Source organism: Tessaracoccus yangjingae (assembly GCF_054483935.1).
The window spans coordinates 3502650-3517648 of sequence record NZ_CM137014.1; the positions used below are offsets into that span (position 1 = coordinate 3502650).

A 14999-nucleotide genomic window follows, 5' to 3' on the forward strand; every position below is an offset into this window, starting at 1 on the left:
TCCCCCTGTCTGCGGTGTCGGGTGCTCCGTCAGGGCGCGACGAAGGGGAAGGCCCGGAACGACGCGTCCAGCCTCGCCCGGACCGTGGCGCTGAGCGGGGCGAACTCGTCGGTCTCCAAGGTCCGCCTCCCCGGCCGGCCGGCCCGGTTCCAACTCCCCCGCACCAGCCCCCCGGCGACGATCGACTTCTTGAACACTCCGTTGTTGCCTGGGACGAGGCGGTGGTGGTCCTCCTCGGTCAGGGCGAAGAGCCGGTCCTGGTACCCCAGCACGAACTCGTCGAAGCCCGGCAGCAGCAGCGGCGCGGACGCCCTCCGCCCCAGGTCCGCCGCCTCCTCGAGCAGCCCGGGGCGCCAGTAGCTCGCCTCGGCGGCCCCGTCGGTCTCCAGCGCGTCGGCCACCAGCCCCGATGCGGCGCGGATCTCGCCGAGGCCGAGCTTGGTCCACCAGGCGAAGTCCCTGACGGTCGCGGGGCCATGGCTGGTCAGGTAGCGGCGCAGAAACTCGGCTGCGGCCGCCACCCGGTCCCCGTTGAAGCGCCCCTCGAGGGTGGATCCCTGCGGAAGCCAGCGCGACGTGAGCACCAGGTCCTGTTCGGTGCCGTTCCACGGCCCGTAGCAGACGGTGCCGCCGGCGATGAGGTGGAAGAGCAGGTGGTAGCCCCTCCCCCCACGGGGCGCAAGGCCGTGGGCGTCCCACCGCTCGAACAGCGCCGCCCTGGATATGGGCCCTGCGTCAAGGGCGTCGAGCGCCAGAGCGCGGGCGCGCTCGATCTGGGGGACATCGAGCTCCAGCTGATGGCTCCGCGCGGAGGCGGCGCGCACCGACGGCCTGGCGCAGAGCTCGGTGATCCACGCGGCGTCGTCGGCAGGAAGCAGGAAGACGGTGCCGCGCATGGGATAGCCGCGCACCAGAGCGCCGGCGTCGAGGTCCGCGAGCACAGCGTCGGCCCCCAGCGGGGTGCGCAGCGCCGCCGAGGCCAGCACGCCGGGCAGGTCCTGCCCCTGCATCGCCCCGAGTGCCCGCACGGCGGCGGTGGGCGTCGCGAACGGCCTCGTGATGAGGCCCTGCGCCACGAGGCGCAGACGGCCGAGGCGAGCGTCAGGCGAGGTTGCGGGCGACAACGGCGGCCACCTCGCGGCCCGAGCGGACCGCACCCTCCATGTATCCGTTGAAGCGCGTGGCGTACTCGGCGCCCGCCCAGTGCAGCACGCCGTCGGGCTCGGCCAGCACCGGGCCGTTGGTGGTCCAGACGCCCGGGGCGAAGTGCGCGCCGTGGCAGCCGCCCGTGAATTTCTCGGAGGACCAGTCCCGCTCGATGTAGGACAGCGGGAAGGCCGCGACGTCCCCGAACGTGCGGACCACCGAATCCACGAACGCGCGCTCGCGCAGCGTGACGGAGCGGCGCGAGAGGCTGTCCGCGTCCGCGCCCTCGAAGAAGCCCATCAGGTGCCCGCGCTCGGAGTTGTCCGACGTGGTGTCGAAGGTGACGCGCACGGCGCCCTCGTCCGCGCTGGACTGGCCGGAGTACCCGAGCTCGCGCCAGAACGGCCGCGAGTAGATGAGGAAGGCCTTGATCACGTTGCCGGGCGCCACCCGGTCCGCCGCCTCGGCGCGCCAGGGGGCGAGGGCCGGCTGATGCGGCAGGGAGACGGCCAGCCGCGGCGGCAGCGTCGAGATGACCTGCCGGGCCTCGACCACCTCGCCGTTGGCGAGCCTCAGGCGCGCGGACCGGTCCGCGTGCTCCACCATGGTCACCTCGGCGCCGAGCCGCACGACGTCACCCAGGCGGGCGGCGAGTGCCTCTGCCACCGCGGCCATCCCGCCGTGGACGCGCTGCTGGTGGAGGCCGCCGTTGCTGGCGAGCATGGACTCCAGATCCGGCCCCGAGTTGACCTGGTGCAGGCCCTCGACGAGCGTGGCCTCCTTGGGCATGGGTCCGAACGCGGCGGCGTAGACCTCGGCGAAGCGCCGCTGCGCGCCGTGGGTGCGCAGGTTGGTGGTGACCCACCGGCGCAGATCCTGCTTCAGCCAGGCGTCGTTGGCCTTCCGCCAGGCGGGGTCGTCGCGCAGGCGCTCGGCCAGCCGGCGCAGGCGCAGCAGGCCCTGGCCGAGGTCGGAGACCTCGAACGGGGTGAGCGCTGGGGTGTCCTCCTTGGAGGGCACCTGGAGCGCCTGACCGCGGAGCCGGACCACGAGGTTGCCCCGGGCGGGCAGGCCGATGGTCTCCAGCCCCAGCGAATCGATGATCTCGAGCAGCTCGTCGAAGCCGGGGCCGATCCACTGACCGCCCAGCTCGACGTACGAGCCGTCGCTCAGCACCTTGTTCTCGACCCGGCCGCCGACGCGTTCCCGCGCCTCGAGCACCGTGACATCGAGCCCGCGGTCCGTGAGGTATTGCGCGGCGACGAGCCCAGCCAGCCCAGCCCCGATGATGGCGCAGTCGAACACCGTGTTCCTCCTAGACGAATCCCCGGGTCGGGGAAGCGAGGACCAGCCTACAAGGCCGATTCCATGCCGATGGCCGGGAGTCGTCTAAGCCAGGGCTTTCGAGTTGCCCGCCGACAGCCATGCCGCGAAGCCCTGATCGGCGGGCAGGAAGGCGTAGAGGGTGGCCTGGTAGACGTGGTAGAGATCCGGCTTGCCGTCCCAGGTGTGTGTCACCGGGGCCAGGGACGCGTCGAGCTCCGAGTGCCAGCTGCCCCGCCCATGGTCGACGAAATGCTCGTCGGCGAAGCGCCAGAACCTCTCGTACCACTCCTGGTACGCGTGATCGCCCGTGGCGAGCCACAGGTACCGCGCCGCACCGATGCCCTCGGCCACCTCCCAGAAGAAGCGCTCCTCCACAACGGGCCGGCCTTCCCAGTCGACCGTGTAGACGAAGCCCTCCTTCCACGCGTCGCGGACCGCGCCGTCGAACAGGGCGGCCGCCGCGGGCAGCAGCCACGGCTCGTCCACGCCGAGGCCGCGCAGCTGAAGCAGCAGCTTGGTCCACTCCAGCCAGTGCCCGGGCTGGGACCCGTAGGGCCGGAAGGGGTGGCGGGGGTCCTCCGCGTTGTACTCCGGCAGCGGCTCCCAGTCCGCGGTGAAGTGCTCGGGCAGCCGCCACGCGCCCTCCACGGGCTCGGCGGCCGCCGATGCGATCCTGCGCGCGATGGACGCGGCCCTGGTCAGGTATTTCTGTTCACCCGTGGCCTCGAAGGCGGCGAGGTAGGCCTCGGTGAGATGCATGTTGGCGTTCTGCCCGCGGTAGTCGTCCAGCTCGGTGAAGGACCGGTCGTAGCCCTCCACGCAGATGCCGTCCTCCTCGCGCCAGTAGTGGCTGTCGATGACGGACGACGCGGCCTCCAGCAGCTCGCGACCCCGGGCGAAGCCCGCGGCGGTGGCGGAGCTGGCGGCGAGCAGCAGCTGCGCGGTCCCGTACAGCTCCTTGCGGTCCTGCGGCTGGTCGCCGCCGACGGACGGCACCCAGCCGTCGAACTCGGGGTCGCGGCCGGGGCCGTCGAGGTAGAAGGCCAGCCCGTGCTCCACCACGTCGCGCGCGCCGGGGCGCCCCTCCATGGCGGCCAGCGAGAACACGTGGGTCATCCTGGCGCCGATGAAGAGCTGCGCGCCCATCTCGGGCATGGCGTGCCCCTCGTTGCCGATCCACGCGAACCCGCCCGAGGGGAGGCAGACCTCCGGCTGGTAGAAGTCCAGCAGCTCCCGGCGGTGCTCGATGAGGAAGCGCCGGTGCGTGGGGTCCGTGAACGGGTCTGCGTGGTCGCCGAAGAGGTCTGTCATGGTGCTTCCTTATCAGAGGTTCTCGGCGAGCCAGCCGAGTTGACGCCACAGCTGCACGTCCTGTCCACCCTCGTGGCCGCTGTGCGGGTAGACGACGATGTCGCGGGGGCCGCCGTAGGCGTTGTGGGCGGCGAACACCGTCGACGGGGGGCAGACGGTGTCGGCCAGCGCCGCCGAGAACAGGGCGGGGCAGGTGGCGCGGCGGGCGAAGGAGACGCCGTCGAAGCTGCTGAGGGTCTCCCAGACGGCGTCCTCGAGGTGCGGCGCGGCGCGGATGAAGCGCGCGACGTCCGAGAACGGCGCGTCGTCGATGAGCCCCACGGCGCGGCGGATGTGGCACATGAACGCCACGTCGGGCATCGCGCCGGCCAGCTGGATCCCCAGCGAGGGCGCGAGCCCTGCCGCCGCGAGCGTGAGGTAGCCGCCCTGGGAGATCCCCGAGACCACCAGGCGCGATGCGTCGACGAGCCGGTGCCCGGCCGCCAGCTGGAGCAGTCGCGCCGCGTCGGTGATGAGGCGGCGGTAGTAGTACGTCTCACGCGACGCGATGCCCTTGGTCATGGGGCCGGGCGGCCCGAAGGCCCCGGCGTCGTCGTGCGGGTCGGGGCTGCGCTCGAAGATGCTTGCCGCGTGCCAGCCCTGGCCGCGGTTGTCGAGGTCGAACTGGGCGTAGCCGGCCGCGGCGTACAGGGGCGCGAGCGGCATGCCGCGCGAGACGGAGTACCCGTGGTAGCGCACGACGGTGGGCAACGGCCCTGTGGCGCCCGCCGGGACATGCAGCCAGGCCTTGATCGGCGCTCCACCGAAGCCGGTGAAGGTGAGGTCGAACGTGTCGATGAGCGCCTGCCGGTTGTCGAGAGGAGCCTCGTCGAGCAGCTGAACGGGCGCGTCCGCCGCGAGGGTGTCCGCCCAGAACGCGTCGAAGTCCGCAGACTCCGGCACGTCGGGTCGGTAGGTGCGGATGACGTCGAGGGGGAGGTCGAACTGGGCCATGGCGGAGACTCTATCGAGGTGGCCCGGAAACGCGGGAAGGCCCCGGTCTGGGACCGGGGCCTTCCGCTGGAGCCGCCCACGGGAATCGAACCCGTGACCTACGCTTTACGAGAGCGTCGCTCTACCGACTGAGCTAGGGCGGCAGCACGTGGGAACTATACCGGCGCCGCTTCCCCTCGGCAAAAGCCCATCGAGCCCCGGCTCGGCGCGGGCCGGGGTCACGAGCAGGTGGTGCCGTCCTCGGGTGCCACGCCGTCGTAGAGGAACCCGTCCACGGCGTCGGCGATGCAGCCGTTGTCCCCGGTGACCGCGCCGTGTCCGGCGCCGTCGAGCGTGAGCAGCGTCCCGGACTCCAGCTGTGCAGCCATGGACTGCGCCTGCTCGTACGGCGTGGCCGAATCCCCCGTCGTGCCGACAACCAGGATGGTGGGAGCGCCCTGGGCCGTGATCCGGATCTCGGGCGCGGAGTCGACCGTCCACAGCTGGCAGTTGTAGCTCATCCCCATGTGCGGTGCCATCAGAGGGGCCACCTCGAAGGTGTCGCGCCACTCCTGCGGGACGGGCGCCACCCCCTCGTCCGCCCAGTCCGCGCAGATCATGGCGGGGAAGGCGTAGGCGATGGTGTCATAGGCGGCCGGCCCACGGCCGTTGAGCAGGTCCGCGGAGTACAGGAGGGCCTCGCCGTCGCCGGCCATGCCGTTGGCGATGACCACGTCCAGGGTGCGGTACGCCTCCTCGTCCTCGTACAGGTACAGCGCGATGCCCGTGGCGGCCATCGTCTGGGTGAGGATGCGGTCGCCCACCTCGAGCGGCGCGGCGTCCAGCTCGGTGAGGAAGGCGTCGATGGCGTCGGTGATCTCCTGCTGGTCGTCGCCGAGGCTGCACAGGTCCGACCCGGCGCACCACGCGGTGAAGTTGCCCATGGCCCGCTCGAAGCCCTGCGTCTGAGGCGTCTCGTCCTCGCCGGTGATGTCGACGGCGGCGTCCAGCACCAGCCTGCCGACCGAGTTGGGGAACAGCTCGGCGTACATGGCACCCACGTATGTGCCGTAGGACACGCCCACGTAGTTGAGCTTCTCGGCACCGAGGAGGTGGCGCAGGAGATCGAGGTCACGCACCACGTCGATGGTGGTGAGGTGGTCCAGCAGGTCCCCCGAGGAGTCCCGGCACTGCTGGGCGAAGTCCGTGGCTCCGTCCTGCAGCGCCAGGTCCTCGGCGGCGTCGTCGGGGCTGCCGTCGAGCTCGAAGATCTCGTCGGTCTCCTCGAGCGTGCCGCAGACCACGCTGGTGGACTTCCCCGTGCCCCGGGGGTCCCAGCCCACCGTGTCGTAGTTGGTCCACCTGCCCGCGATCTGCTGGGCGAAGTCCTGACCGCCGAATCCGGGGCCCCCCGGGTTGACGAACAACGGGCCGCGCGACGAGTCTCCGTCGATGACGCGGCGCACCGCGATCTCGATGGCGTCGCCGGCGGGGTTATCCCAGTCCAGGGGCACCTTGACGGTGGCACATTGGCCGGCGCCCTCGTCGCACCGCTTCCACTCGACGACCTGGCTCGCGTAGGCCGCCAGATCTCCTTCGGAGGCGAGGAACGAGACCTGCGGCGCGCCCGACGCCTCGTAGCCCAGTTGGCGGTCCGCGTTGTGCGAGGGCTCCTCGGGGAAGGTCTCGTGCTGGTCCACCGGCACCTCCGGCACCCCTGGCATCCGGGCACCGGTGGGCAGCGGCGACGGCGTGGCCGGGCCGGGCGTGTTGGGGGAGGCGGGCTGGTCCCGGTTGGTTCCGCCCACGAAGCCGCCCAGGAACAGGGTGGTCACCAACGCGATCGCGATCAGCGTCAACACCCCCTGGATGAGGTTGACCCTCCTACTCATCCGCGCCCTTCCCGGCCGACTCCTGCGCGAACGTCCGGCGCGCCCTGGCCGTAGAACATACCGACTCCAACGGACACCGCACGACCTCGCCGTTGCCCTGGCGCACCGTGACCGTCTGCGAGGGGACGTTGTGGCCGGTGACCACGCCCTCCTCGCCGTCGACGGTGACATGGTCCCCGACGGCGGGCGCGCGCTGCACGAAGTCAACGTAGAGGGGGTGCTCGTACTTGAGGCAGCACATGAGCCGACCGCAGGCGCCGGCGATCTGCAGCGGGTTGGGCGGCAGGCCCTGCACGCGGGCCAGGCGCATTCCGACGGGCTCGAAGTCAGTGAGGAAGGTGGTGCAGCACAGCTCGCGCCCGCAGCTGCCGACGCCACCGATCAGGCGTGCGGCGTCGCGGGCGCCCACCTGCCGCAGGTCGATCCTGGAGTCGAGCGCGCGCGCGAGGTCCCCGAGCAGCCCGCGGAAGTCCACGCGGTGGGGGGCGGTGTAGTAGACGGCGACGAGCCTGTCGAACTGGGGCGACCTGTCGAGGAAGTCCACCCCCACCACCTTCATGGGCAGGCGGTGCTTGGCGATCAGGTCCTTCGCCACCCGGACCGCGTTGGCACGGATGTCCCGGTTCGCCCGGTCCCGCTGCAGGTCCGCGTCGGTGGCCGGGCCCGGGCACACGGGCAGGGCGTCGAAGCCCTCCTGCACACTCTCAGGCGCCCAGACGCACTGCGCGACCTCCTCGCCGTCGGGCGTGGGGAACCTGACCCAGTCTCCGACGGCGTACTGCCGGTCCCCAGGGTCCAGATAGTGCAGTTGGCCGTACCGCTCGAAGGCGACAGCCATCACCCGTGCCATGCGCACAGCCTAGTAAGCCCGCCAAGCCACGCGGCCCGCGGGCTCGGGCTCGTCAGTGCCTGGCCTCGCGGGCGTTCTCGCGTGCCTTCACGAAGGCGCCGTCGATGCCCCAGCGCCCGCCGCCCAGCGACAGGAACACGATCCCCACCGCGAACAGCAGCAGGTCGAGGTCTCCGAGGAAGCCCTCCATCCCAGCCACGAAGGGGCTGAACTGGCCCCACCGGATGAACGCCAGCGACCCCGCCGCGACGACGACGAGCAGGACGCCGACCACCCGCACGGCAAGGCCAATCAACAGCAGGACAGCCATGACCGCCAGGCCGATCCCGACGATCCAGGCCACGAGCTCCGGCTCCGGGATCAGCGTGCGGCCGAGGAACTCTGTCGTGGCGTCCAGTGCGCTCAACACCTGGTAGCCGACGACGCCCAGGATGGCGGCCGTCACCAGCCGCAGCACGAACAGCCCGAAGCTGCCGAAATGGCCCACGCCCCGCCGGCCCTGGGGCAGGTGGCGCACCGCGTTGGCATCGGAGGTCTGGACCAGCCCGAGGCGCTGGTCACGCGCCTCCTTCTCAGCCCGGAGCTGGTGCGCGACCCGCTCCTCCTCCGCCATCTCGTCGTCCAGGCTCTGCCGCTGCGACGGGTCGATGACCCTCGTCTGGTCGCGGTCCCCCCTGTAGAGGCCCGCCAGGGCGGCCGTGCCGGCAGCGCCCGCGGCGACGGCCGCCGGAGCCGGGGCGAGCAGCGGCATCGCCTGCGTGGCCTGGGGATCCTCCGCTGCGTCCTCTCCGGGCTCCGGCCGGACGGGCCACCCGAAGGACGCGGCAGCGCCGGCCTCCTCCGCCGGGGTCTCCTGGTCGTCGACGACCGCCGGGGTCTCCTCGTCGTCCACGACCGCCGCAGGCTCGGCGTCGACAGGCTCTGTATCACCCGAAGGGACGGGCATCGGCTCCTCGGCGGCCCACTCGTCCTCCAGGGCCGGCGGGGTCTGCGTCTCATCGCCGTCCTGGGCGGCGGCCGGCTCCTCGACCGTCCACTCCTGCTCATCGACCAGGCCGGGCTCTCCCCCGGACGGTTCCTCGGCGACGACAACTTCCGCCTCCCCTGCGGGCTGCTCCTCCTCGGTGACGCCCGGTTCGGGCTCCCCGGGGAACGGCTCGCCCTCGTCGACGGCCGCGTCAGGCTCCACCGCGGACGGCTCAACCTCGTCGACGGCGGGTTCGGCCTCCTCGAAGGACTCCGCCGCGGGCTGCGCGTCGCCGGCCACCACGCGCTCGGTCTCGACGCTCTCCCACTCGTCCGCGGGCTCGTCATGCTCCTCGGCGGGCACCAGCTCGGGCGCGGGCTGGCTGGGCGCCGGCGGCACCGGCACCGTCTGCTCAGACGCGTAGTCGTCCCACTCGGCTGGCTCCACGGGCACTCCGTAGTCGTCCTGTTCGGCCGTCCACTCCTCGTCGCGAGGTGTGCCTTCCTGGATCCAATCGTTGTTGGACATCGGTTCCCCTATCAGTGGGCAGTCTTGCCTGCCATCTTGGCACCCGGGCCATGCCGGAGCCGGGGTGACACGCCCGCCGGGGTCAGGTCCGGGCGGCCAGGGAGAGGCTGATCAACAACGCCTCGAGCGCCAGCAGGGGGGCCACGTTGCCCTCGAGCGCGGTGCGCGCCTGCAGGATGGCGTCCAGCGCGCGGACCGTCTGCTCGGGGGTCGACCGACGGGCCACGGGCTCGATCTCGTCAGCCAGATCCGCGTTGACCAGGGGCACCTCCGGGGCCGTCTGGCGGGCCAGGACGTCACGGTAGTAGCCGGTGAACTCGGTCAGCACCCGATCCAGGGCGTCCCGCTGGAGCCGCTTGCCTCGGGCCTTCTGCTGCTCCTCGAGCTCGCGCAGCGCGGCCTGGGCGTTGCGCGGCTTGGCTCCGCGGCCACCCACGCCCAGCGCCTCCTGCAACGCGGTCATCTCCCGGGCGTCGAGATCCGCCGTGGCCTGCGCCGCCTCGTCGGCGCTGGAGGAGACCAGGTTCTCGGCGGCGTCGAGGCACGCGGTGACCGACGTGAGCCTGCCGGGGAGCGAGAGGATCTCGCGCCGCCGGATCCTTGCGTCCTCCGAACGGGCGAGCATGCGGGCCCTGCCCACGTGCCCCTGCGCGGCGCGCGCCGCGTGGGCCGCGAGGGCGGGCGAAATGCCGTCGCGGGTGATCAGCAGCTCGGTCACCGCGTCGTCGCCGGGCGTGACCAGCTTGATGACCCTGCAGCGCGAGCGGATGGTGATGATGACGTCGTCCGCGCTGGGCGCGCAGAGGAGCCACACCGTCCGGCGGGCCGGCTCCTCCAGGCCCTTGAGGAGCGCGTCGGCACCGCGTTCGGTGATCCGGTCCGCGTCCTCCACGACGACGATCTGGTGCCGGTTCTTCACCGGGGCCATCGACGCCCGGCCGACCAGCGCGCGCACCTCGTCCACACCGATCGAAAGCTGTTCGGTGCGGAGGAGGGTCACGTCAGGATGGGCGCCCGACAGGGTGGTGCGGCAGGCCTCGCAGCGACCGCAGCCGCCCGTGGGGCACTGCAGCGCAGCGGCGAAGGCCTTGGCCGCGTTGGAGCGTCCGGATCCAGGTGGGCCGACGAACAGCCAGGCGTGCGTCATGGCGTGGCTGTGGCCCTCGACGGCGCGGCGGAGGGTGCCGACGGCCCGCTCCTGCCCGATCAGCTCAGACCACACGTCACCCATGCGGCCATCCTGCCATGCGCCGCCGACGCGGCGCTCAGGCCGTCCTCAGCGGACCCAGCCGCCGGGCCAGCTCCCCGGCGATGGCCTCCCCCAGATCCTCGCGGGTGCCGCGGGCGTCGAGGACCACGTAGCGGTCCCGCTCCCGGGCGGCCAGGTCGAGGAAGAAGTCCCGCGCCCGGTGGTGCAACCCGATCCCGGCGCCCTCGAGTCGGTCCTTGTCCGAGATCGCCTCGACGGCGTCGGTCGGGTCGGCGTCGAGCAGCACGGTCAGGTGCGGCTTGAGGCCGCCAACGGCCCACCAGGCGATGCGCGCCACGTCGTCGATGTCCAGCGCACGCCCCGCCCCCTGGTAGGCGATCATCGAATCGACGTAGCGGTCGCACACCACCACCTCGCCGCGGGCAAGCGCGGGACGGATGACCTCGTGCACGTGTTGGGCCTTGTCCGCGGCGTACATGAGCGCCTCGGCCCTCGGATCGACGTGGCCCATCGCCGGGTCCAGCACGAGCCGCCTCAGCTCCGCCCCCACGGGCGTGCCGCCGGGCTGGCGGGTCACCACGTGGGGCACACCCCGATCGGCCAGCCAGGCGGCGAGCCGCTCGACCTGCGTCGACTTGCCCACCCCGTCGCCACCCTCGAACACGACGAACAGGCCGGTCACTTCTTCCTGGCCTCGTGCTTCGCGGCCCGACGCATCAGCTTGCGCGCCTCCGTGACCCGGTCCGGCCAGCGTTCGATGAATGCCTCCCGGTGGCGCCTGACCTCGGCGCGCTTGCGTTCGGTGTCGCGGCCGAGGGCGAACGCCTGCGCGGCACTCAGCCCGTCCAGCGCGGGCTCCCCCGCGAACGCGCCGAGCGCGCACCTCCGCAACTCCTGGGTCACGTCGCCGAGGCGGCGGAGGATCCGGGTGACCACCTTCGGGAACAGCGGAGCCGCGACGGCCACCACCACCTCGAGCTGCTCGGCGGCGCCCAGCGCGCCCTGCCACTGCTCGTCGGTGGAGTCCGCGCGGAGGGCGCGGCAGCGGTCCGCCAGGATGAAGGTGGCCTGCTCGGCGCGCTGATACAGCAGCTCCGCCGCGGGCTTGTGCGCCAGGTCACCCAGGCGCGGTGCCCGGGCCGCGCCGACGAGGGCGTCGATCACGTCCAGCAAGGGGGTCTCCACCTCGGCAGGCGATCCGAACGGCAGCCCACCGAGCGCCCGTTCCGTGGCCTCCCGCCAGGACGGCTCCAGCACCGGGGCCAGCCCTCGGAGGTCCCGCCCGAAGGCCCACAACCGGGCATTGAGCTCGGACAGGTCCTCGCCGCCCGACGCCCGACGTGCAAGGTCTGCCCTGACGATCCCCTGCAGGTGCTCGGCGAAGAGCGACGCCACGAACTCCTCCAGCGTCGAATCGCGGTTGGTCTCGCGCGGGAGGGGGAAGCTCGTCAGGCCGGTGGCGGGGGCGCCGAGGCGCTGGCGGATGCTGGGGTACCCGTCGACGACCGTCGCGTTGACCGACATGGCCGCGCTGACCAGGAAGTCCCGCTGCTGGCCGGTCAGGTGTTCGGTGGGGGTGATGGTGATCTCGCGGTAGCGCGCGGTGGTGATGCCGCTGCGTCGGATCCGGACGCGCTCGTCGCGGACGACGGCGGCGACCTGTCCCTCGGTGGTGCGCAGCGCCCACTCGTCGCGTTCGCAGTGCAGTGCGGCCATGGTGCCGAGCACGCCACGGCGCACCAGGGGGCGCAGCAGGCGGGCGTACTGCTCCGGGAGGTCTCCGGACGCGCCGAGCGGCTCAACCTGCTCGACCGGCAGGTGAGGCGCCCAGGACGGGCCCGCCAGGTACCACTCCCCCAGCCCGTCGATCACCCGGTGCGCCACGGTCACGCCGGCCCGCAGGAGCCGGGCGTCGTCGACGTCGAGGACCGTCACGTCCATCGTGTAGGAGGCGGCGGGGCGACGCAGTATCCGTGGCAGGCCGACCGCCTCCGAGGTCAGCCGTGGCGGATCGGAGGTGAAGGGGACCTCCAGCCGGAGCACGGCGCGACGCTTCTTACCCATGGGGGCCACCCTAGTGGCCGTCACCCCCTGCGGACGCCCGGCACCAGGCGTCCCTGGTCAGGCCTTCTTGGGCGCCCGGGTGGCGGGCTTCTTCGTCGCGGTGGTCTTGCGGGCGGGGGCGCGCTTGGCGGCGGGCTTGGTGGCCGGCCCCTTGGCGCGCTTCTCCGCGATCAGCTCAAAGGCCCGCTCCGAGGTGAGCGTCTCCGGGGGATCGTCGCGGCGCAGGGTGGCGTTGGTCTCGCCGTCGGTGACGTAGGGCCCGAACCGGCCGGACTTGAGCACCACCGGCTTGCCCGACACCGGGTCAGCGCCGAACTCCTTGAGGGGAGCGGCTGCCGCGGCCCGGCCACGCGTCTTCGGCTGCGCGTAGATGGCCAGGGCCTCCTCCAACGAGATGGAGAAGATCTGGTCCTCCGAGGTGAGCGAACGAGAGTCCGTCCCACGCTTGAGATAGGGGCCGTAGCGGCCGTTCTGCGCCGTGATCTCGGTGCCGTCAGGATCCAGGCCGACCACCCGCGGAAGGCTCATCAGCTGGAGCGCCGTGGGCAGGTCGATGGAGTCCAGCGACATCGACGAGAACAGCGACCCGGTGCGGGCCTTGGCCGACTTGGGCGCGTCCTCGGGGAGAACCTCGGTGACGTAGGGGCCGTAGCGCCCGTTCTTCGCCACCACCATGTGGCCGCTGGCCTCGTCGACGCCGAGTTCCCGCTCCTCATCCAGGGGCTTGCTCAGCAGCTCCTCCGCGACCTCGACGGTCAGCGCGTCCGGGGCCATGTCCTCGGGCACGTTTGCGCGGCGCCCGTCGGAGGACTCGACGTAGGTGCCGTAGCGGCCCACCCGCACGTCGATGCCCGAGTCCCGGAGGGGGAACGTGGACAGCGCCCGGGCGTCGATCTCGCCGAGCTCGGTCACCAGCGCCTCGAGGCCGTGATGCGCGCTGCCCTCCGGCCCGCGGTAGAACTCCGAGAGCACCTTGAGCCGCTTTGCCTTGCCGCTGGCGATCTCGTCGAGCTGGTCCTCCAGCTGGGCCGTGAACGCGTAATCCACCAGCTCGGAGAAGTGCTCCTCCAGCAGGCGGGTCACCGCGAACGCGAGCCAGGTGGGCACCAGAGCCGAGCCCTTCTTGAAGACGTAGTCGCGGGCCGTGATGGTGCGGATGATCGACGCGTAGGTGGAGGGGCGGCCGATCTCCAGCTCTTCCAGCTTCGCCACGAGCGAGGGCTCGGTGTACCGGGCCGGCGGGCGCGTCTCGTGACCGGAGGCCTCCACGTCGGCCACCTCGAGGGCCTGCCCCCTGGTGAGGATGGGCAGGCGGGTCTGCTGGTCGTCCGAGGCCGAGTCGTCGTCGACGCTGACCACGTAGGCCTTGAGGAAGCCCGGGAAGGTGATGGTGCGGCCGGAGGCCACCAGCCCCGCCGCGGTCACCTCACCCCCACCCACCTGGGCGGCCGGGAAGGCCGCGTCCACGCGGATGGTCAGCGACTCGCCCTTGGCGTCGGCCATCTGGGAGGCCAGCGTGCGGCGCCAGATGAGCTGGTAGAGCCTGAACGGGTCCCCCACGAGGCCGGTCTCGTCCGGGTGGCGGAAGGTGTCGCCCGCCGGCCGGATGGCCTCGTGCGCCTCCTGCGCGTTCTTCACCTTGGACGCGTAGACGCGCGGCTGGGCCGGGAGGTACTTCTCGCCGAACAACTCCCTGACCTGCTTGCGGGCGGCCTGGATGGCCTGCCCCGCGAGCGTCACGGAGTCCGTACGCATGTAGGTGATGAAGCCCTTCTCGTAGAGCTCCTGAGCCACGCGCATCGCCCGCTCGGAGGTGAAGCCCAGCTTACGCCCGGCCTCCTGCTGCAGCGTGGTGGTCCGGAAGGGCTCGTAGGGCTTGCGGGTGTAGGGCTTGGCCTCCACCGCCCCCACGGTGAGCGCCGCGCCCCGGAGCGCCTCGGCCAGGGTGCGGGCAGATGCCTCGTCGAGGATCAGCGCGTCCTGGGAGGTGAGCTCGCCCGAGGAGTTGAAGTCGCGGCCTTGAGCCACCCTCGCGTCGCCGACGGTGGCCAGACGCGCCGGGAAGGTGCGGGGGTCCGCGTCGGGACCGGCGTCGAGGTGGGTGTCCAGGTCCCAGTAGGAGGCGGGGACGAACGCGATGCGCTCGCGCTCACGATCGACCACCAGCCGGGTGGCGACGGACTGCACGCGGCCCGCCGACAGCCTCGGCATGACCTTCTTCCACAGCACCGGCGAGACCTCGTAGCCGTAGAGCCTGTCGAGGATGCGGCGGGTCTCCTGCGCGTCGACGAGATCCACGTCCAGCGTGCGGGGGTTGGTCACGGCCTCGTCGATCGCGGACTTGGTGATCTCGTGGAAGACCATCCGCTTCACGGGGACCTTGGGCTTCAGCTCCTCCATCAGGTGCCACGCGATGGCCTCGCCCTCGCGGTCACCGTCGGTGGCCAGCAGGAGCTCGTCGACGCCGGCGAGCTTGGCCTTCAGATCCTTGATGGTGGACTTCTTGTCCGGAGAGACCACGTAGATGGCCTGGAAGTTGTTGTCGACGTCCACGCCGGTGCGGGCCCACTTCTCGCCCTTGTACTTGGCGGGCACCTCGGAGGCGGACGTGGGGAGGTCGCGGACGTGCCCCCGGCTGGACTCGACGATGTAGTCGGAGCCGAGATAGCCGGCGATCTTGGTCGCCTTGGTCGGCGACTCGACAATCACCAGACGCTTGAGAGCCATGGTCGG

Annotated in this window: 11 protein-coding genes and 1 tRNA gene; all 12 read right to left on the bottom strand. The window is 71.9% G+C overall.

The genetic code is table 11. The features are described from left to right. Positions 1–29: 29 nt before the first annotated feature. Entirely contained in the window at positions 30–1124 is a 1095-nt protein-coding gene (locus ACX1D3_RS15915; protein ID WP_458994775.1) for a winged helix DNA-binding domain-containing protein, read from the bottom strand. Beyond that, positions 1102–2451 carry a flavin monoamine oxidase family protein gene (locus ACX1D3_RS15920; RefSeq protein WP_458994776.1) on the bottom strand — a complete coding sequence of 450 codons (1350 nt, stop codon included), beginning with the start codon at positions 2449–2451 and terminating at the stop codon, positions 1102–1104. Before ACX1D3_RS15920 ends, ACX1D3_RS15915 begins: the two co-directional genes overlap by 23 nt. Before the next feature lie 84 nt (positions 2452–2535). Next, a complete protein-coding gene (locus ACX1D3_RS15925; protein WP_458994777.1) occupies positions 2536–3783 on the bottom strand; it encodes an AGE family epimerase/isomerase in 1248 nt (415 codons plus the stop codon). 12 nt (positions 3784–3795) lie between these two features. Next, positions 3796–4776 (bottom strand): acetylxylan esterase, encoded by a 981-nt coding sequence (locus ACX1D3_RS15930; RefSeq protein ID WP_458994778.1) that lies wholly within the window; start codon positions 4774–4776, stop codon positions 3796–3798. A gap of 67 nt (positions 4777–4843) precedes the next feature. After that, positions 4844–4919, bottom strand: a tRNA-Thr gene (locus ACX1D3_RS15935). A gap of 75 nt (positions 4920–4994) precedes the next feature. Further along, positions 4995–6647 carry an alpha/beta hydrolase gene (locus ACX1D3_RS15940; RefSeq protein WP_458994779.1) on the bottom strand — a complete coding sequence of 551 codons (1653 nt, stop codon included), beginning with the start codon at positions 6645–6647 and terminating at the stop codon, positions 4995–4997. Then, positions 6640–7497: a PSP1 domain-containing protein gene (locus ACX1D3_RS15945; RefSeq protein WP_458994780.1), complete on the bottom strand. Its 858-nt coding sequence runs from the start codon at positions 7495–7497 to the stop codon at positions 6640–6642. The genes ACX1D3_RS15940 and ACX1D3_RS15945 overlap by 8 nt, the downstream gene beginning before the upstream one ends. Positions 7498–7549: 52 nt before the next feature. Then, positions 7550–8992, bottom strand: coding sequence for a DoxX family protein (locus tag ACX1D3_RS15950; protein WP_458994781.1), 1443 nt, complete (start codon positions 8990–8992; stop codon positions 7550–7552). An 82-nt stretch (positions 8993–9074) separates the two neighbouring features. Further along, positions 9075–10223 carry a DNA polymerase III subunit delta' gene (locus ACX1D3_RS15955; RefSeq protein ID WP_458994782.1) on the bottom strand — a complete coding sequence of 383 codons (1149 nt, stop codon included), beginning with the start codon at positions 10221–10223 and terminating at the stop codon, positions 9075–9077. Positions 10224–10257: 34 nt separating this feature from the next. Beyond that, complete coding sequence (tmk, locus tag ACX1D3_RS15960) at positions 10258–10884, bottom strand: dTMP kinase (protein ID WP_458994783.1); 627 nt, start codon at positions 10882–10884, stop codon at positions 10258–10260. Then, positions 10881–12266, bottom strand: coding sequence for a hypothetical protein (locus ACX1D3_RS15965; RefSeq protein WP_458994784.1), 1386 nt, complete (start codon positions 12264–12266; stop codon positions 10881–10883). The genes tmk and ACX1D3_RS15965 overlap by 4 nt, the downstream gene beginning before the upstream one ends. Positions 12267–12323: 57 nt before the next feature. Continuing rightward, complete coding sequence (gene topA / locus ACX1D3_RS15970; protein ID WP_458994785.1) at positions 12324–14993, bottom strand: type I DNA topoisomerase; 2670 nt, start codon at positions 14991–14993, stop codon at positions 12324–12326. Between the last annotated feature and the right edge of the window lie 6 nt (positions 14994–14999).

Bases quoted from the DNA above. Each gene is read 5' to 3' on its own strand.
- ACX1D3_RS15925 (WP_458994777.1), bottom strand. From the start codon at position 3,783: ATGACAGACCTCTTCGGCGACCACGCAGACCCGTTCACGGACCCCACG.
- ACX1D3_RS15930 (WP_458994778.1), bottom strand. From the start codon at position 4,776: ATGGCCCAGTTCGACCTCCCCCTCGACGTCATCCGCACCTACCGACCC.
- ACX1D3_RS15940 (WP_458994779.1), bottom strand. From the start codon at position 6,647: ATGAGTAGGAGGGTCAACCTCATCCAGGGGGTGTTGACGCTGATCGCG.
- ACX1D3_RS15945 (WP_458994780.1), bottom strand. From the start codon at position 7,497: ATGGCACGGGTGATGGCTGTCGCCTTCGAGCGGTACGGCCAACTGCAC.
- ACX1D3_RS15950 (WP_458994781.1), bottom strand. From the start codon at position 8,992: ATGTCCAACAACGATTGGATCCAGGAAGGCACACCTCGCGACGAGGAG.
- ACX1D3_RS15955 (WP_458994782.1), bottom strand. From the start codon at position 10,223: ATGGGTGACGTGTGGTCTGAGCTGATCGGGCAGGAGCGGGCCGTCGGC.
- ACX1D3_RS15965 (WP_458994784.1), bottom strand. From the start codon at position 12,266: ATGGGTAAGAAGCGTCGCGCCGTGCTCCGGCTGGAGGTCCCCTTCACC.
- topA (WP_458994785.1), bottom strand. From the start codon at position 14,993: ATGGCTCTCAAGCGTCTGGTGATTGTCGAGTCGCCGACCAAGGCGACC.